Raw genomic sequence first — 18,081 nt, 5'->3', positions numbered from 1 at the left:
ATAGCCCAAAGTACTACACTTAAAAAGCAGTGCTTCCAAACAAAAAAACAGATTGCCGCTATTAAAACGGGCAGCCGTCAGTCAGCATTGCGGCGTTTAACATAAGCGGATAAAGACCTCAAGATCCCCTATCCTAATAGGAAACAATTTTGGCTATTTATTCATTGTTTTCAATATTTTTTATCTTACTACCGTTCACTTTAAATGAAAAAAATGTTTTTATCACCGAAAAATGGGTGAAAAGTTTCATGCGGGATGCCGAAAGATTCCAGATTATTTACAGGGATATTTTTGCGGGATGCCGCAATCATTTCTACTAAACATTATTTACAGAAAAATAAAAATTTTTAAACCAAACTCCTGCGTTCAATCTTTTTTTATTGCTGACTGCAATTTACAATCTTTACATGACTATGTGTACCGCGCAAAAACCGAAAAAAAGGCAAAAAAAAGACACCCTTGCGAAGAGCGTCTTACAACGATTCTTTCATGATATTTTTGTCGATATTAATCAATTCCATATAGCCTTTCCCCCACTCATACATGGCTTCAAGAATAGGCATGAGGCTTTCTCCGTGCGGGGTCAGAGAATATTCAACCTTCGGCGGGACAACCGGATACACTTCCCTGTGAACAATCATATCCTGCTCAAGCTCTCTCAGCTGATTCACGAGGATCTTCTGCGTAATATCAGGAATCAATGTTTTTAATTCATTGAACCGTTTTGTGCCTTCTTTTCCTAAATGCCACAAAATGAGCATTTTCCATTTACCGCCAATCACTGCAAGCGTTAATTCCTTCTCACAATTAAACCTTTTGTCGTCCATCCGGCTCAATAGAATCCCCCCTTAGTAACCTTTTTGTATGTTAGATACGTATCATCACTTACTTACTTTTTTGCAGACTCTTTTTTCATTATACTCACTCATAAAATTAAGCGAAAGAAATCTGATTGCCTCTCCTCACAGTATCCTCCAAGTAACTTGTTGACTTTAAAGTGCCTACTTCTCAACAAAAGAGGGAACCTATAGAATGGACAATAATTCGAAAAAGGGAGTGGATCAACAATGGAATTACAGCTTGCATTAGACCTCGTCAACATCCCAGAAGCCATTGAGCTAGTCAAAGAGGTAGAACAATACATCGACGTAGTTGAAATCGGAACACCGGTCGTCATTAATGAAGGCCTAAGAGCCGTTAAAGAAATAAAAGAAGCATTTCCTCAATTGAAGGTTCTTGCAGACCTGAAAATCATGGATGCTGGAGGCTACGAAATTATGAAAGCGTCGGAAGCAGGCGCTGACATCATCACCGTTTTAGGTGCTACAGACGATGCAACGATTAAAGGCGCAGTAGAAGAAGCCAAAAAACAAAAGAAGAAAATCTTAGTGGACATGATTAACGTGAAAGATATCGAATCCCGTGCGAAAGAAATTGACGCACTCGGTGTTGACTACATCTGCGTCCACACTGGCTATGATCTTCAAGCAGAGGGTAAAAACTCTTTCGAAGAATTAACGACAATCAAAAACACCGTAAAAAACGCAAAAACCGCAATCGCGGGTGGCATCAAACTTGATACACTGCCAGAAGTGATCCAGCAAAAGCCTGACCTTGTCATTGTTGGGGGCGGAATTACAAGCGCAGCTGATAAGGCAGAAACAGCTTCAAAAATGAAGCGGCTTATTGCCCAAGGATAAATCAGATGAAAACGACTGAATACGTAACGGAAATTCTCAATGAGTTACACCGTTCAGCGGCTTATATTTCTAATAAAGAAGCTGACCAGCTTGCCGATCACATTCTTTCGTCCAATCAAATTTTCACTGCGGGCGCGGGTCGTTCTGGCCTGATGGCAAAATCCTTCGCAATGAGATTGATGCACATGGGCTTCAACGCCCATATTGTCGGTGAGATTCTCACTCCGCCGCTCCGCGAAGGAGATCTAGTTATTATCGGCTCAGGATCAGGCGAGACAAAAAGCTTGATTCATACCGCAGCAAAAGCAAAAAGCTTACACGGAATTGTTGCCGCTTTAACCATCAATCCGGAATCAAGCATCGGAAAACAAGCGGACCTCATCATCAGAATGCCTGGTTCTCCTAAAGACCAGTCAAACGGAAGCTATAAAACCATTCAGCCAATGGGATCATTATTTGAACAAACTTTGCTGCTCTTCTATGATGCAGTGATTTTAAAACTCATGGAGAAAAAAGGACTCGATTCTGAAACTATGTTCACTCACCACGCAAACCTTGAATAGCATCACACAACCGGCCTGAAGATCAGGCCGGTTTTATTTTTTCTAAAATAAAACTTTAAACCTAAAAACCCGATAAGTAATATGACCTACAAATCGTAAAAGGAGGAATTATGTTGATAAAACGACTTAAGATGAAGCTAGGAACTAAAATTCTTTGCCTTGTTTTCGTGGTGATTCTTTTGTTTTCGGCATCAGTTGGCACTGTGATGCTTAAGGAAATTACAGAAAGCATGAAACAAATGGCAACTGAAAAAGCGAAAGGTGATCTCGCTTTAAGCAGCACTTATATTGATGATGTCGTGTCAGGCGACTGGCAGGTGAAAAACAATAAGCTCTATAAAGGGCAAACACAAATCAATGGAAATGAAGATATTGTTGATCTGCTTGGTGAAAAAACAGGTGATACAATTACCATTTTCCAAGGCGATACTCGTGTTGCAACCAATGTCATGAAGAATGGCGAAAGAGCTGTCGGCACCCAGGCTTCTTCTGAAGTTATTGCCGCTGTTTTAAAGAAAGGAAAGCGTTTTTACGGACAAGCAGATGTAGCAGGTTCTTCTTATCAGACTGCATACATGCCTTTAAAAGATCAAAATGGGAACATCATCGGCATGCTGTATACCGGAGCTAATCAAAGTATTTTAGCATCACTTACACAATCACTTTTCACTCAATTCGCTATCGTTCTTGTTATCGTCATTATGGTATCAGTCATCCTTGTCTTGGTTTTCACCAGAAAAATCAATAAGCGGCTGAACTCTTTAAAAAGCGCCTTTGAAAGTGCCGGAAACGGAGATATGACAATAGAGGTGTCAGACAAAACCGGTGACGAGCTATCAGAACTAAGCAACTATTATAATAAGATGAGAATAAAGCTGAACGATACCATACAAACCGTACAACAATCAGCCCTTCAGCTTGCGTCAGCCTCTCAGCAGCTCTCAGCCGGAGCAGAGGAAACAAATCAAGCTTCAGAAAAGATCACAGAAGCTGTACAGCAGATTGCAAATGGAGCCCAAGATCAGATCGCCCGAATTGAAAACAGTGAAAGCTCATTAAAACAAGCTTCAGCAGACATCCGGGATATTTCTGCAAATACTGCCGCTATCGCTGACAAAGGGCAGCTCGCTCAATCAAAAGCAGACATTGGGCAAAAGGAAATTGCAAATGTACAGGCGCAAATGGATGCGATTCACCAGTCAATTCAGAAAAGCGGAGAAATCATACACCAGTTAGACGGCCGCTCTAAACAAATTGAGCAAATTTTATCGGTAATCACCCAAATTGCCGATCAGACAAACCTGCTTGCGCTGAATGCAGCGATTGAAGCTGCCAGAGCCGGTGAACAAGGAAAAGGCTTTGCTGTTGTTGCTGATGAAGTACGGAAATTAGCAGAAGAGTCTCAACAGTCTGCGGGACAGATTTCAAAACTGATCATAGAAATACAAAAGGATATGAACCGGTCTGCAAGATCTGTTGAGCATGTGAAAACAGAAGCTGCAGAAGGAGTCACCATGATCCAGCGCACCAGAGATGCATTTAAGGAAATTGCAGCTGCAACAGGTGAAATCAGCGCCGAGATCAGTGATTTATCATCATCTGTAACAAACATTTCAGCCAGTGCACATCAAATAAATGATTCCTTTGCAGCCAATACGGCCGACATTAAAGAATCTACTAAAAATACCCGGCAAGCGGCTGCATTAACAGAGGAGCAATTTGCTGCAATGGAGGAGATTACCGCAGCTTCTGAAACGCTTTCTCAATTAGCTGAGGAGCTTACCGGTATCATAAGCCAATTTAAAATGATTAATCAAGCCGAAAACGGCTGATGACTTACTATCATTATTGTAAATTGGCAATCGTATTTTGCTGAAAACAAATATTTCGACCTGCTAAAATTACGATTTCTGCAATAAACTGAGCGTAAAACATAAAATTTAAACCTTTACACCAAATGCTTTCTGGATTACTCTTGTGTCAGTTTTAAAAGCGGGAGGTGAACATCACGACGGACATCATAAAAACGATACTTCTCGTCATCGTCATCATAGCAGCTGCAGCTGTCGGCCTGATAAAAGGAGACTTTTTCTCAGCTGATCAAAAAACGTCTCAAACGAAAGAATATGATGAAACAATCGCCTTCCCATCTGACCGGTATCCCGAAACTGCCAAGCATATTAAGGATGCGATAAATGAGGGGCACTCTGAGGTGTGCACTATTGACAGAGACGGAGCTGAAGAACGCCGCGAGCAATCATTAAAGGACGTACCTTCCAAAAAGGGGTATGACAGAGATGAATGGCCAATGGCCATGTGCAAAGAAGGCGGTGAGGGAGCTTCTGTAGAATACATTTCTCCCGCTGACAACCGCGGAGCAGGCTCTTGGGTCGGGCATCAGCTTACCGATTACCCAGACGGCACAAAGGTTTTATTCACAATTCAGTAAACAGTACATAGAGGAGGAACAGCACATTGATCAAATCATGGAAGCCGCAAGAACTTTCTATTTCATATCATCAATTTACTGTATTTCAAAAGGATTCTACACCTCCTGTAATGGATTGGACTGACGAAGCGATTGAAAAAGGATATGCTGCGGCAGACGGAGCCATTTCCTTTGAGGCACAGCGAAATACAAAGGCCTTTATTCTTTTGCGCCTGAACAGTTCAGAAACAGTAAACTCCTACGAAACAAAAGTGACTGTTCCTTTTCATGTCACAGAAAACGGAATTCATATTGAAAGCATCATGTCTAAAAGACTGTCCTTTGATCTGCCTAAAGGAGACTATCAATTGACATGCTGGACTGTGCCGGCTGAAATGTCAGATTTGCACGCCGACACTTATATTATTGATGCTGTTTCTGTGTAATGAAAAACCCCTGAGAGAATAACTCTCAGGGACTCTTTATAAACTTTCTCCGTTCGTCTTGATGACATCTTGATACCAATAAAAGCTTTTTTTCTTCAAGCGTTTTAAATCGCATGTGCTTTCTTCATCACGATTGACATATACAAATCCGTATCTTTTTTGGTAGCCGTTCAGCCAGCTTAACAGGTCAGTAAACGACCAGCTGCAATAGCCGATTAAATCGACACCGTCACTGATGGCTTGTCTGCATTGCTCAAGATGCGAACGTAAATAATCAATTCGATAATCATCCTGTACAGTGCCGTTATCAACTTTATCAAATTCACCCAAACCGTTCTCTGTTATAAACACTGGAAGCTGATAGCGGCTTGTAATTCGGCGAAGACCGATACGCAGCCCAATTGGGTCAATTGTCCAATCCCAGTTGCTCGTTGTCAGATGCGGATTTTTTTTCGTTTTGAACACTCCGGGTATCCCCGTCTCCTGATTGGTTCCCTTTTGGCCTGTCGTATTCATTTTCCCTTCAGACACACCATCAAGCGGATTTCGTTCATAGGTGATCGTCTGATAATAATTGACACCTACAAAATCAGGCTTCCCTTTGGCAAGCAGCTCCATATCTCCTGCTTCGATTGTCGGCGCCCATCCCTGTTTTACCAAGTAGCGGAATGGAATTTGCGGGTAGGTTCCCCAGCAATACATGTCAAGCCACCAATTGTTCATAAATTCTTCGGCGTTTTCAAATGCCAGTATATCCTCTGGATGGCTTGATAAAGGGTAAGCCGGAGAATAAGCAAAGCTAGGACCTATTTTGCCTTCAGGCACATATTCTCTAAATGATTCGATGGCTTTTGCATTAGCCAGAAACGCAATATGGTTTGCTTCGTAAAATCGTTTTCTGTCTTTCACTCCAGGCGGATGCATGGCTGTAATAAATCCGTGATTAAAATTGTAGTTCTGTTCGTTTAACGTAACCCAATATTTCACCCTGTCTCCAAAACGTTTATAAAGAGTAATACAGTAGTGATTAAAATCCTCTATGATGTTTCTGGATTCAAACCCGCCGTATTCGTCCATAAGCGCTTGAGGTAAATCCCAGTGATATAAAGTCAGAACCGGCTCGATGTGATGAGAAAGCAATTCATCAATCAGTCTATCGTAAAACGCTAGACCTGCTTCATTGATCTCTCCTTTTCCTTTTGGAAAAACCCGTGGCCAGCTGACGGAAAATCGATATACTTTTAACCCCATCTCAGCCATCAGAGCGACATCTTCTTTAAATCGGTGATAATGGTCAACCGCAATGTCGCCATTGGTTCCTTTAAACGTTTTGCCCGGTATTTTCGTAAACACATCCCAAACAGAAGGGCCTTTGCCATCTTCATTCCAAGCGCCTTCAATCTGGTACGCTGCAGAAGCAGAGCCCCACAAAAAATGTTTCGGAAAAGATTCTGGATGCTGGTGGATCATAGTGTTTATCACTCCTGAATTATTGATAAACCTATCATAGGCTATGAAACGCGTTTCATATCAACTCGATGTTAGTCGCGGAACAGCTCAGCTAATATTTTTTCTCTTTGTCCAAGAAAATATCGTGTTAATTGAACATGCTCTGTATTCTCATATTCAATATGATGTATTCTTCCACCATCAAAGCTTAAAATATTAGCATTGGGATAGCCCAGTAGGATTGGGGAGTGAGTCGCAATGATCATCTGTACATTTCCGCCCTTCACCAAATCATGTATAACTCTCAAAAAAGCTAATTGTCTAGCTGGAGAAAGTGCTGCTTCTGGCTCATCTAAAAGGTAAATCGCTTTCTCTTTAAAACGATGACGGAATAGAGACATAAAGGACTCTCCATGTGATTGATTGTGTAGCGGCCTCCCTCCATAGGAACGGTATGGCTGAGGAGCATCTAGTTCCATCTCATCCAGATGAAGAGAAAGATGATAAAACGATTCAGCCCTTAAGAAGAAGCCATTTGTTACCTTTGGAAGCCAAGATAAACGTATGTAATCTCCTAAATGGGAATCTGACTCCCGTAATTCATAGACATTATTTCGGCTTCCGCCCGCTGTATTGAATTCACACTTATCTGCTATCGCTTCAAGCAAAGTAGATTTTCCAGATCCATTTTCCCCCACAAAAAAAGTCACTTGGCTAGTAAATAAGATGTCATTTAATTGACTTATAGCTGGGATAGTAAAAGGAAATCTGTCAAAGTCCAAAATCTTATCTCGAAGAAGAGTAACCTTTTTTAAAAACATAGCATCTCCTTTCTATACTCAGTTAAATAATATATTGAGAAAGATCTTCTGCATCCATAAAAACATAGCCCATCCTAGTATTCCAACACATAATGCAAACCAAAACGGCACATGAATTTTCAGCAAAAAAGCCAAAATAGCTAGTAAACAAACTGTAGCTGGGATTCCTGTAAGCACACCAGATGCAAATTGACTTAATTGAGCTGTTTTTTCACCTTGTATTTGCATCCAAAAAAGGCTTAATAAACTGACCAAGGGCAAAGCGGCAATGATGCCGCCATAGGTCGGATGTCTTTTTGATATTTCAGTAACAAAACCGATAATCAACGCAGAGATGATTACTTTACTTAAAACTGCCATTGTTTAGCTTCCCTACTTAAAAGTTCAAATGCCTGTTCAAGTAATTCCTTTTCTGATGTGCTCATTCGTTCAATTATTTCTTTTAATTTCTCTTTATCTAGCTGTGTGTGCTGTTCAAGAACAGATCTTCCTTCTTGTGTTAAGAAAACTAAAACTTTTCGTTCATCCTGTTGACTTCGCCGTTTAGCTATAAATCCCTTTTGAATCAAACGTTTAGTATGCTCTGACGCTGTATTGTGAGAGACAGACAAGTATTCAGCCAAAGCTCCTATTGTCGCCTCACCTTGCTTTTCAATATGCTGCATAATCCGTATTGCCTGGTGAGAAATATTATCTTTATGTTGATAATGTAATAAATAATAAATATCTGTCCACTGCTGATTAAGTTTAGAGATTAAATCCATTTCCATCATTATACACCCCATTTATATCTTATTATAAGATATAATCATTTTCGGAAAATTCATTCAGTAACTTTTAACAATAAAAAAGCACCCAATTCCCATTGGATGCTTACCATCTTAATGTCTTTTTTCAAATTTATGCGGATGAGGATGGTGCTTTGGAACAAAGCCGTTTTGTTTCATCATTTCAAAGTGTTTGTCCAAGTGATTTTTGATGTGTTCTCCTCTTTCTTTAGGCAGGACACCATATTGTACATACTTTGAGATCACGTCTTTGCGCTTTTTAAGAATCTCTGCTTCCAGTTGTTCAACCTCTTTCTTTTGCTGATCTGTCAGTGTAACATTTGCGGGAGGCTGCTGCTGTTTTTCAGCGGCCTCAGCTGTACCGGTCAGAGAAATGACAGCCGCTGCAATGAACATTGTGATGATGTTAATGGTTATTCGTTTCATCCAGTTTATTCCTCCAATCCTATTTTTCATATGGTTTGCTGCCTTGTATTTTTTATGCATAAAAATAAAAAGAGCGAACCATTATTCGCTCTTTCTAATCTCTTCGTCAGCATTAAGTTCTTCTTCACCTGGTGTCGCATAAGTGACATATGTTCCCGCGATTAAATCATGCAGGGTCCGTTTGTCTTCTCGTACGGCAATCAGAATCAGGCTGGCGATCAAGCCGAGTCCGAAGGTTATACCGTAAACCAGGCCGGCTACAATAACCCGTAAAAACATTGTTAACAGGCTGACCTGTGATCCGTCTTTTTTTACGATTCTGATTCCGCATATCCTTTTTCCGATAAGATAACCGCGCCAAAACACCGGCAGCAAAATAGAGTACAGCAGAACAACCAAACTGATGAACATGCTGTCGTTCGGGTCTTTTCCTGTAATCAGCCAATAGATCAGCAAAAGAGGCACGGAGACTATAATGTAGTCTAACAATGCAGCTCCAAGTCTGATCCAAAATCAGGCTGGTTTGTAAATATTCATTTTGACTCCCCCATTATGGTTTAAATGTTTCCATTTTCTTTCTCATCGAATATATCATATGCCTTAGGGGCATCAGCAAAACTTAAATTTATTCTGAAGATCGGTTTCATGCCTCTTGACCATTTCTTCCGGTATTGGCATAGATGAGTGACGGGTCTGCTGCATCCTTCACTTTCACATGCGTTTCCTTGGTACGCCTGGCATTCATCCTTGGACAACTCCTTTTTTCATCACCTCTTCCCTTCATAGACGCTTTTAAACACCCACCCATGCCTTTTGTATACACAATTCGAACTTTTTGAAAACGTCATCAACATATTGCAACCCCTTATGTTCAATGCTATCTTTTTAGTTGATTAACAGATTGGGGGAACTATAGGTGAAATCATTCATGCATTCCAAAGCCGTTATATTCAGTTTCACAATGGCTTTCTTTCTTATATTGGCAGCCTGTTCCGGCAAAAATGAATCCGATTCCAAGGATACAGGCTGGGAGCAAATCAAGGAAAAAGGGAAAATCGTAGTCGCTACATCAGGCACGCTCTATCCCACTTCTTATCACGATACTGACTCAGGCTCCGATAAGCTGACGGGCTACGAGGTTGAAGTTGTTCGTGAAGCGGCAAAACGCTTGGGGCTGAAGGTTGAGTTCAAGGAGATGGGCATTGACGGGATGCTGACAGCGGTGAACAGCGGACAGGTTGACGCAGCCGCAAATGACATCGATGTCACGAAGGACCGTGAGGAGAAGTTCGCATTTTCCACTCCATATAAATATTCATACGGCACGGCAATTGTCCGAAAAGACGATTTATCAGGGATTAAAACGCTTAAGGATTTAAAAGGGAAGAAAGCGGCTGGCGCGGCTACCACCGTCTACATGGATGTCGCGAGAAAATACGGCGCCAAAGAAGTGATTTATGATAATGCGACGAATGAGCAATATTTAAAAGATGTTGCCAACGGACGCACTGACGTCATTTTAAACGACTATTACCTGCAGACACTTGCGCTCGCGGCATTCCCGGATCTCAACATTACAATTCATCCTGACATCAAGTACATGCCGAACAAACAGGCCCTTGTCATGAAAAAAAGCAATGCGGCACTTCAGCAAAAGATGAACGAAGCATTGAAAGAGATGAGCAAGGATGGCTCTTTGACTAAACTGTCGAAACAATTCTTCAATAAAGCAGATGTATCAAAAAAAATTGATGCCGACGTTCAGGACGTTGATTTGTAATCGGACGCCATGATCAATAGCATTCAGTGGGAATATATTTTCAACACGAAGCTGGCTATTGAATCGTTCCCTTATGTCATAAAAGGCATTGGATATACACTGCTCATCTCTTTTGTAAGCATGTTTGCGGGAACTGTGATCGGCCTGTTCATATCACTCGCCAGAATGTCAAAGCTTGCTTTGTTAAGATGGCCGGCGAAGCTCTATATCTCATTTATGCGGGGCGTTCCGATTTTGGTGATTTTGTTTATCCTTTATTTCGGGTTTCCTTATATCGGCATTGAATTTTCCGCTGTCACGGCTGCTTTAATCGGGTTTAGCCTAAACAGCGCCGCCTACATTGCGGAAATTAACCGTTCAGCCATTTCATCCGTCGAAAAAGGGCAGTGGGAAGCCGCATCCTCGCTGGGTCTTTCCTATTGGCAGACGATGAGGGGCATCATTTTGCCGCAATCGATACGTATTGCGCTGCCTCCGCTTGCCAATGTATTACTCGACTTAATCAAGGCGTCCTCTCTCGCTGCGATGATTACAGTGCCGGAATTGCTCCAGCATGCGAAAATCATCGGGGGCAGAGAGTTTGATTATATGACCATGTATATTCTGACCGCTCTCATTTATTGGGCCATCTGCTCCATTGCCGCGGTCTTTCAGAATATCCTTGAGAAAAAATACGCTCATTATGTTTAAACAAACGTTTCATTAAAAAAGCCGCTCCCCCAGGGGACGGCTTTTTTTCTATTGATTCAGCTTCCATTTAAACGGGTCCTCAAACAGCGACCAGTCGGAATCAAATTCATACTCAGTCAGCAGGCATTGATCAAGCTCTTTCGTGATCGTTTCTTCATCCAGGTCAGTTCCGATAAAAACTAGCTGCGTTAGGCGGTCGCCGAACTCCGGGTCCCACTCCTCCAGGATTTCCGGCTCCTGCTGTTTGACTTGCTCCTGCTCAAGCTTCGGCAGCGCCGCCACCCAATAAGATACAGGCTCAATCGTAACCGACGGACCTGCTTGCGACATCAGCAAAGCGAGGTTGTTATGAGATGCGCACCAGACGATTCCTTTGGCACGAACCACGTTCTTTGGCATTTGATCCATCCAATGATAAAACCGTGTAGAATGAAACGGCAAACGTCTCTTATATACAAATGAAGAGATACCGTATTCTTCTGTTTCCGGGGTGTGTTCCGCATGGCCTGCCGTCAGCTCTTGAATCCAGCCGGCCGATCCGCTCGCTTCCTCGAAATTAAATAACCCTGTATGCAGAATCTCCTGCGGTTTTACATTTCCTTTGACGGAACGAATGAACCTGGCTCTTGGCTGCAGTTTACGAAGAACGTTTTCAAGCTGTTCGAGCTCTTGCTCGCTGACCAAATCACATTTATTTAAGATCAGTACATCGCAAAACTCAATTTGATCGATCAAGAGGTCGGCGATTTCTCTTTCATCCTCTTCCCCCAATGCTTCTTTGCGGTCCAGAAGGCTTTCGCCTGACTGATAATCATGCCAAAAACGGTTGGCATCAACCACTGTCACCATCGTATCCAGCTGACAGAATTTTGTAAGATCGATTCCCATCTCTTCATCGATATAAGAGAAAGTCTGGGCCACCGGGATCGGTTCGCTGATTCCTGTCGATTCGATGACGATATAATCAAACCGTCCGTCTTTTGCCAGCTTCTCAACTTCAATTAATAAGTCTTCGCGAAGCGTGCAGCAAATGCAGCCGTTTGACATTTCCACAAGCTTTTCATCTGTTCTGGAAAGGCCCCCTTCCTGCTTAACCAAACCCGCGTCAATGTTTACCTCGCTCATATCGTTTACGATAACCGCTATTTTCAAGCCTTCGCGATTTTGCAGAATGCTGTTCAGCAATGTTGTTTTTCCCGCACCGAGATAACCGCTCAGTACGGTAACCGGAATTTTTTTCATAATAATGCCTCCATTAAAATAGAATGATTACGATTTAAATTGAACACTTCGCCGTATGTACAATGGTGTAGAGCAGCTTTTCGCGCTCCGAAAACATTCGCGTTGCCGCCCGATTTCTAAATCCGTAAAGGCTCCAACCGCGTTTAATCCTTTTCCCCATCGCAAATACTTGCCTACAATCGGAAAACCGCAGCTTGCATAAGGCAATTGCTCCACTTGCGTTGCTGAACCGATGGAAAGCGCTATCTCATCAGAAAGTAGCTTGGGTTTCGTTTCCAGTTTTCAAGAGACGCTTCATGGGGATCAATGACAGCAAGATCCTTAGCCTTTCCGCTTTTCACAGATACAGACAATGATAAGCCATTTATCACAAAACGTAATTGTTACGATTTAAATTGTATGGTCTTTTTTCCTTTTTGTCAACGGTTTTCAATTCAGCTGATCACCACTTTTGTATGTTCAGGGATATTTTCATATACCCATTTCGCATCTGGAATGGTCAGCCTGATACATCCGTGAGATGCTTTCGTTCCTAGTTTTTCTGCTTCCGTTTTGATGACTTTTTGATCCTTAGTCATTGGCACACTATGAAATAGAAATTCACCGTGATTTTTCCATGATACCCAGTATTCTGCGCCTTCCTGGTATCCTTCGGAGAAAAACCATTCTCCCCGTTCAGGCTCTACATAAAAGGTGCCCTTTGGCGTAGCATCATCTTTTGTTTGATCAAGACCAGAAGAGATCATCATTGTATAGATGGTGTTGCTTCCTTCCTTGATGTAAGCCTTCTGCTCCTTCACATTCACATCAATCCAGACATGCTTCTGTTTAATATCCGGGTATTCTCCGCCCGAAGGCTTTGTCCAATCAATGCTTGTTTTTGCTGTTTTTCGAACGTCCGTTATGTTTTCGACCGTTTTCTTTGTATTGATACTTGCGTGTTCTTCTGCATGATCGGAGCAGGCTGACAGCAGGCAGGCTGGCATAAGAACTGCAATAATGAATAATGAGAGTTTCATATTTTATCAACTTCCTTCGAAAAACACAGCTTCGCATAGGCATCGTGGAGATGGATCGATTCTTCATTGCGGCATTCAATCTCAAAGGCTGACACCCATTCAAGCTCAAACAAATCTGCAGCAATCAGCCGGACGAGATCTTCAACAAATCTCGGGTTTTCATAGGCCGTTTCTGTCACGGCTTTTTCATCAGGCCGCTTCAATACCGGATGCAGTCTCGCAGAGGCATTTGATTCTGCGGCGTGAAGCAAATCAGCTTTAACATCACTTGGCAGCGATGCGGCCGGGTGAATATCCGCCCAAATGCTGACCGTTCCCCTCTGATTATGGGCACTGTATTCGCTGATTTCCTTGGAGCAAGGGCACAGAGTCGTTACTTTTGCTGAGATGCCGGCACGCTGTTTAAACGGCTGATCTTTGCGATAGGTGACAGACATGAATATATCAGCATACATCAAACCCGCTTTCTCAAGCTTCGGGCTTTTCCGTTCGAAAAACCACGGAAACCTCACTTCAACTGAGGCAGATGATGTGTCCATGTTTTCTGCAAGCTCTTTCGTAAATTGCTGAAGAGAGGAAAATGAGAGAATCCAGCCGTTTTGATGATAGACTTGCAGCAGCTCTGTTAACCGGCTCATGTTAATCCCCTTCTGATTTCTCGGCAAATTACAAGTCATTGTAAAGTTCGCAGCCGTTGTTTGCTCGGCAGGCATCATGGCAGAAGTGATTGTCACTGGATGGGACACATTAGCGACACCTACATGCTGAATGTCAAAAAAATAATCCTTCCTGATATTTTGCAGGTCCTTCATTTTCTCTTTTTCCACTGGTTTCTCGCCTTTGATCGGACTGACCGATCCAAAGTATTGAAGACGCTCCGTTTTTTTCGGGAGCAGCGTATGTTGATTCATTCAGAAAACTCCTCTCGCTAACAAATCGTAATAATTACTATTTATTTTGATCGGTTCACTGTTGAAAATCAAGAGAAAATAAAAAAGACACGCACAAACGCGTGTCCGTCAAAATCCTAAACATCCGCCGGGCTGCTTTCCGCGCTCCAGCTTTTCCGCCAGTAATAGCCTGCGGCAAGCACAAGTGCAAACGCCAGCAGCGCGATACAGGAAAACGTGATAAAACCGATAGCATATGTGCCTGTCATCTGTTTGAGAGATCCTAAGATGTTCGGCAGGAAAAACCCTCCGATTCCTCCGGCCGCACCGACGATTCCCGTCACCATGCCAATTTCTTTGCGAAAACGCTGCGGCACGAGCTGGAATACTGCGCCGTTACCCATTCCGAGCCCCATCATTCCGACAAACAATAGAACAATAACCATTGAGAGAGATGGCAGGCTGCTGACTCCGGCCATACACAGTGCCACGATGACAAACAGTACAGAAAGAACTTTCGTGCCGCCGACACGATCCGAAATCAAGCCCCCGACAGGCCGGAAAAAGCTCCCCGCCGCCACACATAATGTAACGAAGTCGCCCGCGTGAATTTTTGACAGCTGGTATTGATCAACAAAGAAAATTGATAAAAAGCTTGAGAGCCCGACAAATCCGCCAAATGTGACGCTGTACAGCAGGCAGAAAAACCATGTTTCCTTTTGCCCGAACACATGCAGATAGCTTTTGAGCGGCTGCGGAGCCGGCTGTGCAGGAGAATCCTTTGCCATGGATACAAAAAGAATAAAGACGATCAATAATGGAATAAGCGCAATTCCCATGACAATGTGCCAGCCGAACTGCTCTGCCAGACGAGGGCCAAACAGGGTTGCAAACAACGTGCCGCTGTTCCCCGCTCCAGCAATCCCCATCGCAAGTCCCTGCAAATGAGGCGGATACCAGCGGCTGGCCATAGGCAGCGCTACAGCAAAGCTTGCCCCCGCCACGCCAAGCAGAATCCCGATGGCATACAGCTCAGTCAGGGAACGGCCGCCGAATGTCCCCCAAAGCAGCGGAATCATCGTCACCAGCATCCCGATCACTGCCGTTTTTTTCGGTCCGATTCTGTCCGTTAAAATACCAAGAATGATACGAAACACAGATCCAGATAAAATCGGCACAGCTACGACAAGCCCTTTCTCAAAAGGAGACAGGCCAAAATCCTGAGAAATATAAACACCCAGCGCCCCAAGCATAACCCATATCATAAAACTGACATCAAAGTATAAAAAGGAACAGAGCAAAGTGAGTGGATGACCGCTAGTTTTCAGTTCCGACAGCTTCATAAGATTCCCCTTTCTAGACCCTCATTATTTTACATTTTCTGAATCAAGGATATAGGACCATTATTTTCTGGAAAAGACATGTGTAAGTTTTTGTGACACGTTTAATGCGTTAACAGTGCATTGTGACATAATTTTTAATAGGAGAAAACTTACGAGCTTCGCCAAAGGAGGTCTGATACATGAAGAAACAAAGATTGGTGTTAGCGGGAAACGGCATGGCCGGAATCCGCTGTATTGAAGAAGTATTAAAGCTGAATCGCCACATGTTTGAGATTGTCATTTTCGGCAGCGAGCCGCATCCCAATTACAATCGCATTCTCTTATCCTCTGTATTGCAGGGTGAAGCGTCACTCGATGATATTACACTGAACAGCAAGGATTGGTACGACAAGCACGGGATCACGCTTTACACAGGCGAAACGGTTATTCAAATTGATACAGATCAGCAGCAGGTCATAACGGATCGCAAGCGCATCCTGTCTTATGACAAATTCATTGTGGCAACAGGTTCCTCCCCTCATATTCTCCCTATCCCCGGGGCAGACAAAGAAGGCGTCTATGGATTTCGGACAATAGGAGACTGCCAAGCGCTGATGAACATGGCCCAGCACTTTCAAAAGGCTGCGGTAATCGGAGCCGGCTTATTAGGACTGGAAGCTGCAGTCGGTTTACAGCATCTCGGTATGGATGTCAGTGTCATTCACCACTCCGCCGGCATTATGCAAAAACAGCTCGATCAAACAGCGGCGCGGCTGCTGCAAACAGAGCTGGAACAAAAAGGCCTAACCTTTCTTTTGGAGAAAGACACCGTCTCCATTTCCGGCACCACCAAGGCAGACCGACTCCATTTTAAAGATGGCTCTTCATTAAAAGCAGACTTGATTGTGATGGCGGCCGGCGTCAGACCGAATATTGAATTGGCTGTATCCGCTGGAATCAAAGTGAACCGCGGGATCATCGTGAATGACTTCATGCAGACAAGCGAACCGAATATCTACGCCGTTGGTGAATGCGCCGAGCATAACGGAACGGTGTACGGATTGGTGGCTCCGCTTTATGAGCAGGGAAAAGCTCTCGCCTGTCATATTTGCGGCGTTCCATGTGAGAAATATCAAGGCTCAGCACCATCTGCGGCGTTAAAAATAGCTGGAATCGATGTGTGGTCAGCAGGAAAGATCCAAGAGGATGAACGCACGACGAGCATCAAAATCTACGACGAACAAGCAGGCGTTTATAAAAAAGCGCTTTTTGTAGATGACAAACTGGCCGGCGTTATTTTATTCGGAGACACCCGTGACAAGCAGCGGCTTCTCGACAGCCTGCTTAAACAACGAGACATCTCCATTGTCAAAAAGCAGATCATCGAACCGGAGACAAGCGGCCCTTTATTTGAATCCATGCCTTCCAGTGAAACGATTTGCCAATGCAACACAGTGACGAAAGGCGCGATTGAAGACGCGGTGAACACGAAAAGCTTAACAACTGTTGAGGAAGTCAAGCACTGCACCAAAGCCACTGGGTCCTGCGGAGGATGCAAACCGCTCGTTGAAGACCTTTTGAGGCACATGACCAACAGCGAATATACGAAGCCCGCCGGCACACCTTCGTTTTGCAGCTGTACTGATTTTACAGAAGACGACATCATCGCTGAGCTTCAGCGCAGGCCATTCACTAATCCGGCAGAAGTGATGAACCAGCTTGACTGGAAAACAAAAAAAGGATGCAGTACTTGTGTTCCTGCGATTCAATACTATCTGGAAATGCTGTACCCCGGGTTTGTCCAGCCGGAGCCAGCCACTGAAGAGGCATGCATCCTGATTCCGCAAATGTACGGCGGACGGACAAACGCGGAGCAGCTAAGAACCATCGCCAACATCATTGAGGCATACAGCATTCCCGACGTATCCATCACTCACGGCCAAAGGCTGAAGCTTTCCGGGATCAAGCCTGCGGATCTCCCGAATATAAAAAAAGACCTGAAAATGCCCGTTTACACCAATGAACACCGACACGCGCTGCAAAGCATCAAAGCATGTACATGCGGGCAAAATCGATCGATTCAGCAGCTGGCAGCCCAAATCGAAAGACAACTTGAGATGCTTCCCTTACCCGCTCCCATTTCTATCAGCTTATCATGTGAAACAGACTGCACCGATGCCGCCCTGCAAGATGTCGGCGCAATTCGGACACAAGCTGGCTGGGACATTTACATCGGCGGCGTCCGGGGAACTCATGCCCGTTCAGGAGCTCTGTTTTGCGTGACTGAGAATGAAGACAGCACTGCCGGCATGATCAAAGGACTGATCCAGTATTATCGGGAAACGGCTCATTACTTAGAAGCTGTTCATCAGTGGATAGACCGTCTCGGGATCGTTCATATCAGAGAAGTGCTATTCGAAGAAGACCTAAGGGCACAGCTGCTGGAAAGCCTCCAAACAGATCTGTCACTGATTCAAAACCCGACTGTAGAGACGGGCGCATATAAGAAAGGATGAG

General features: G+C 43.7%; 21 protein-coding genes. 8 read left to right on the top strand and 13 right to left on the bottom strand.

Features of this window, described 5'->3' with window-relative positions:
* Positions 1 to 473: 473 nt before the first annotated feature.
* Positions 474 to 836, bottom strand: coding sequence for a transcriptional activator HxlR (hxlR, locus tag NYE49_RS01955; RefSeq protein WP_047182070.1), 363 nt, complete (start codon positions 834 to 836; stop codon positions 474 to 476).
* Between the two features lie 231 nt (positions 837 to 1,067).
* Between hxlR and hxlA the strand changes: the two genes are divergently transcribed.
* The 5 genes from hxlA (at position 1,068) to nin (ending at position 5,137) form a co-directional block, all read left to right on the top strand.
* Complete coding sequence (gene hxlA, locus NYE49_RS01950) at positions 1,068 to 1,700, top strand: 3-hexulose-6-phosphate synthase (protein WP_047182069.1); 633 nt, start codon at positions 1,068 to 1,070, stop codon at positions 1,698 to 1,700.
* A 5-nt stretch (positions 1,701 to 1,705) separates the two neighbouring features.
* A complete protein-coding gene (hxlB, locus tag NYE49_RS01945) occupies positions 1,706 to 2,263 on the top strand; it encodes a 6-phospho-3-hexuloisomerase (RefSeq protein WP_047182068.1) in 558 nt (185 codons plus the stop codon).
* Positions 2,264 to 2,373: 110 nt separating this feature from the next.
* Complete coding sequence (gene tlpC / locus NYE49_RS01940) at positions 2,374 to 4,095, top strand: methyl-accepting chemotaxis protein TlpC (RefSeq protein ID WP_047182067.1); 1,722 nt, start codon at positions 2,374 to 2,376, stop codon at positions 4,093 to 4,095.
* A gap of 167 nt (positions 4,096 to 4,262) precedes the next feature.
* On the top strand, positions 4,263 to 4,712 hold the full coding sequence (gene nucA / locus NYE49_RS01935) for a DNA-entry nuclease (RefSeq protein WP_014475770.1): 450 nt from the start codon (positions 4,263 to 4,265) through the stop codon (positions 4,710 to 4,712).
* A 26-nt stretch (positions 4,713 to 4,738) separates the two neighbouring features.
* Positions 4,739 to 5,137, top strand: coding sequence for a DNA-entry nuclease inhibitor (gene nin / locus NYE49_RS01930; protein WP_015252845.1), 399 nt, complete (start codon positions 4,739 to 4,741; stop codon positions 5,135 to 5,137).
* Between the two features lie 36 nt (positions 5,138 to 5,173).
* Here nin and bglC read toward each other — a convergent pair whose 3' ends face one another.
* The 7 genes from bglC to NYE49_RS01895 form a co-directional block, all read right to left on the bottom strand.
* Positions 5,174 to 6,607 (bottom strand): 6-phospho-beta-glucosidase, encoded by a 1,434-nt coding sequence (gene bglC / locus NYE49_RS01925; RefSeq protein WP_047182066.1) that lies wholly within the window; start codon positions 6,605 to 6,607, stop codon positions 5,174 to 5,176.
* Between the two features lie 71 nt (positions 6,608 to 6,678).
* Positions 6,679 to 7,407, bottom strand: coding sequence for an AAA family ATPase (locus NYE49_RS01920; RefSeq protein WP_021481826.1), 729 nt, complete (start codon positions 7,405 to 7,407; stop codon positions 6,679 to 6,681).
* 18 nt (positions 7,408 to 7,425) lie between these two features.
* Positions 7,426 to 7,767, bottom strand: coding sequence for a DUF3147 family protein (locus tag NYE49_RS01915; protein WP_032724911.1), 342 nt, complete (start codon positions 7,765 to 7,767; stop codon positions 7,426 to 7,428).
* On the bottom strand, positions 7,755 to 8,177 hold the full coding sequence (locus NYE49_RS01910) for a MarR family transcriptional regulator (protein WP_174616579.1): 423 nt from the start codon (positions 8,175 to 8,177) through the stop codon (positions 7,755 to 7,757). The genes NYE49_RS01915 and NYE49_RS01910 overlap by 13 nt, the downstream gene beginning before the upstream one ends.
* Before the next feature lie 111 nt (positions 8,178 to 8,288).
* Positions 8,289 to 8,621 carry a YckD family protein gene (locus NYE49_RS01905; protein WP_047182065.1) on the bottom strand — a complete coding sequence of 111 codons (333 nt, stop codon included), beginning with the start codon at positions 8,619 to 8,621 and terminating at the stop codon, positions 8,289 to 8,291.
* Positions 8,622 to 8,702: 81 nt separating this feature from the next.
* The gene (locus tag NYE49_RS01900; RefSeq protein WP_047182064.1) at positions 8,703 to 9,128 is read right to left on the bottom strand and encodes an RDD family protein; all 426 of its coding nucleotides are present in this window, start codon (positions 9,126 to 9,128) and stop codon (positions 8,703 to 8,705) included.
* A gap of 50 nt (positions 9,129 to 9,178) precedes the next feature.
* Entirely contained in the window at positions 9,179 to 9,376 is a 198-nt protein-coding gene (locus NYE49_RS01895) for a hypothetical protein (protein WP_144052033.1), read from the bottom strand.
* Positions 9,377 to 9,537: 161 nt separating this feature from the next.
* Between NYE49_RS01895 and NYE49_RS01890 the strand changes: the two genes are divergently transcribed.
* Positions 9,538 to 10,401 carry a transporter substrate-binding domain-containing protein gene (locus tag NYE49_RS01890; RefSeq protein WP_080344150.1) on the top strand — a complete coding sequence of 288 codons (864 nt, stop codon included), beginning with the start codon at positions 9,538 to 9,540 and terminating at the stop codon, positions 10,399 to 10,401.
* A 9-nt stretch (positions 10,402 to 10,410) separates the two neighbouring features.
* The gene (locus tag NYE49_RS01885; protein ID WP_003234624.1) at positions 10,411 to 11,091 is read left to right on the top strand and encodes an amino acid ABC transporter permease; all 681 of its coding nucleotides are present in this window, start codon (positions 10,411 to 10,413) and stop codon (positions 11,089 to 11,091) included.
* Positions 11,092 to 11,139: 48 nt separating this feature from the next.
* Here the strand turns inward: NYE49_RS01885 and zinU are convergent, their stop codons facing one another.
* The 5 genes from zinU to NYE49_RS01860 form a co-directional block, all read right to left on the bottom strand.
* Complete coding sequence (gene zinU, locus NYE49_RS01880) at positions 11,140 to 12,333, bottom strand: zinc metallochaperone ZinU (protein WP_047182063.1); 1,194 nt, start codon at positions 12,331 to 12,333, stop codon at positions 11,140 to 11,142.
* A 27-nt stretch (positions 12,334 to 12,360) separates the two neighbouring features.
* Positions 12,361 to 12,549, bottom strand: a complete 189-nt coding sequence (locus NYE49_RS01875) for a hypothetical protein (RefSeq protein ID WP_047182062.1) — start codon at positions 12,547 to 12,549, stop codon at positions 12,361 to 12,363.
* A gap of 218 nt (positions 12,550 to 12,767) precedes the next feature.
* Positions 12,768 to 13,352, bottom strand: coding sequence for a L,D-transpeptidase (locus NYE49_RS01870; protein WP_015382728.1), 585 nt, complete (start codon positions 13,350 to 13,352; stop codon positions 12,768 to 12,770).
* Positions 13,349 to 14,263, bottom strand: coding sequence for a GTP cyclohydrolase FolE2 (gene folE2 / locus NYE49_RS01865; protein ID WP_174616572.1), 915 nt, complete (start codon positions 14,261 to 14,263; stop codon positions 13,349 to 13,351). Before folE2 ends, NYE49_RS01870 begins: the two co-directional genes overlap by 4 nt.
* A gap of 116 nt (positions 14,264 to 14,379) precedes the next feature.
* Entirely contained in the window at positions 14,380 to 15,585 is a 1,206-nt protein-coding gene (locus NYE49_RS01860; protein WP_015252853.1) for a nitrate/nitrite transporter, read from the bottom strand.
* Positions 15,586 to 15,764: 179 nt separating this feature from the next.
* On the opposite strand from NYE49_RS01860, the gene nasB reads away from it, so the two are divergent.
* Complete coding sequence (gene nasB, locus NYE49_RS01855) at positions 15,765 to 18,080, top strand: assimilatory nitrate reductase electron transfer subunit NasB (protein WP_174616573.1); 2,316 nt, start codon at positions 15,765 to 15,767, stop codon at positions 18,078 to 18,080.
* Position 18,081: the final 1 nt, after the last annotated feature.

Source organism: Bacillus sp. FSL L8-0358 (assembly GCF_038593095.1).
Classification (GTDB): Bacteria; Bacillota; Bacilli; order Bacillales; family Bacillaceae; genus Bacillus; species Bacillus subtilis.
This window is presented reverse-complemented; position numbering and strand designations above follow the sequence as displayed.

Excerpts from the sequence above, each read along its gene's own strand:
- hxlA (WP_047182069.1), top strand. The coding sequence starts at position 1,068 with ATGGAATTACAGCTTGCATTAGACCTCGTCAACATCCCAGAAGCCATT.
- hxlB (WP_047182068.1), top strand. The coding sequence starts at position 1,706 with ATGAAAACGACTGAATACGTAACGGAAATTCTCAATGAGTTACACCGT.
- tlpC (WP_047182067.1), top strand. The coding sequence starts at position 2,374 with ATGTTGATAAAACGACTTAAGATGAAGCTAGGAACTAAAATTCTTTGC.
- bglC (WP_047182066.1), bottom strand. The coding sequence starts at position 6,607 with ATGATCCACCAGCATCCAGAATCTTTTCCGAAACATTTTTTGTGGGGC.
- NYE49_RS01920 (WP_021481826.1), bottom strand. The coding sequence starts at position 7,407 with ATGTTTTTAAAAAAGGTTACTCTTCTTCGAGATAAGATTTTGGACTTT.
- NYE49_RS01915 (WP_032724911.1), bottom strand. The coding sequence starts at position 7,767 with ATGGCAGTTTTAAGTAAAGTAATCATCTCTGCGTTGATTATCGGTTTT.
- NYE49_RS01910 (WP_174616579.1), bottom strand. The coding sequence starts at position 8,177 with ATGGAAATGGATTTAATCTCTAAACTTAATCAGCAGTGGACAGATATT.
- NYE49_RS01905 (WP_047182065.1), bottom strand. The coding sequence starts at position 8,621 with ATGAAACGAATAACCATTAACATCATCACAATGTTCATTGCAGCGGCT.
- NYE49_RS01885 (WP_003234624.1), top strand. The coding sequence starts at position 10,411 with ATGATCAATAGCATTCAGTGGGAATATATTTTCAACACGAAGCTGGCT.
- zinU (WP_047182063.1), bottom strand. The coding sequence starts at position 12,333 with ATGAAAAAAATTCCGGTTACCGTACTGAGCGGTTATCTCGGTGCGGGA.
- NYE49_RS01870 (WP_015382728.1), bottom strand. The coding sequence starts at position 13,352 with ATGAAACTCTCATTATTCATTATTGCAGTTCTTATGCCAGCCTGCCTG.
- folE2 (WP_174616572.1), bottom strand. The coding sequence starts at position 14,263 with ATGAATCAACATACGCTGCTCCCGAAAAAAACGGAGCGTCTTCAATAC.
- NYE49_RS01860 (WP_015252853.1), bottom strand. The coding sequence starts at position 15,585 with ATGAAGCTGTCGGAACTGAAAACTAGCGGTCATCCACTCACTTTGCTC.
- nasB (WP_174616573.1), top strand. The coding sequence starts at position 15,765 with ATGAAGAAACAAAGATTGGTGTTAGCGGGAAACGGCATGGCCGGAATC.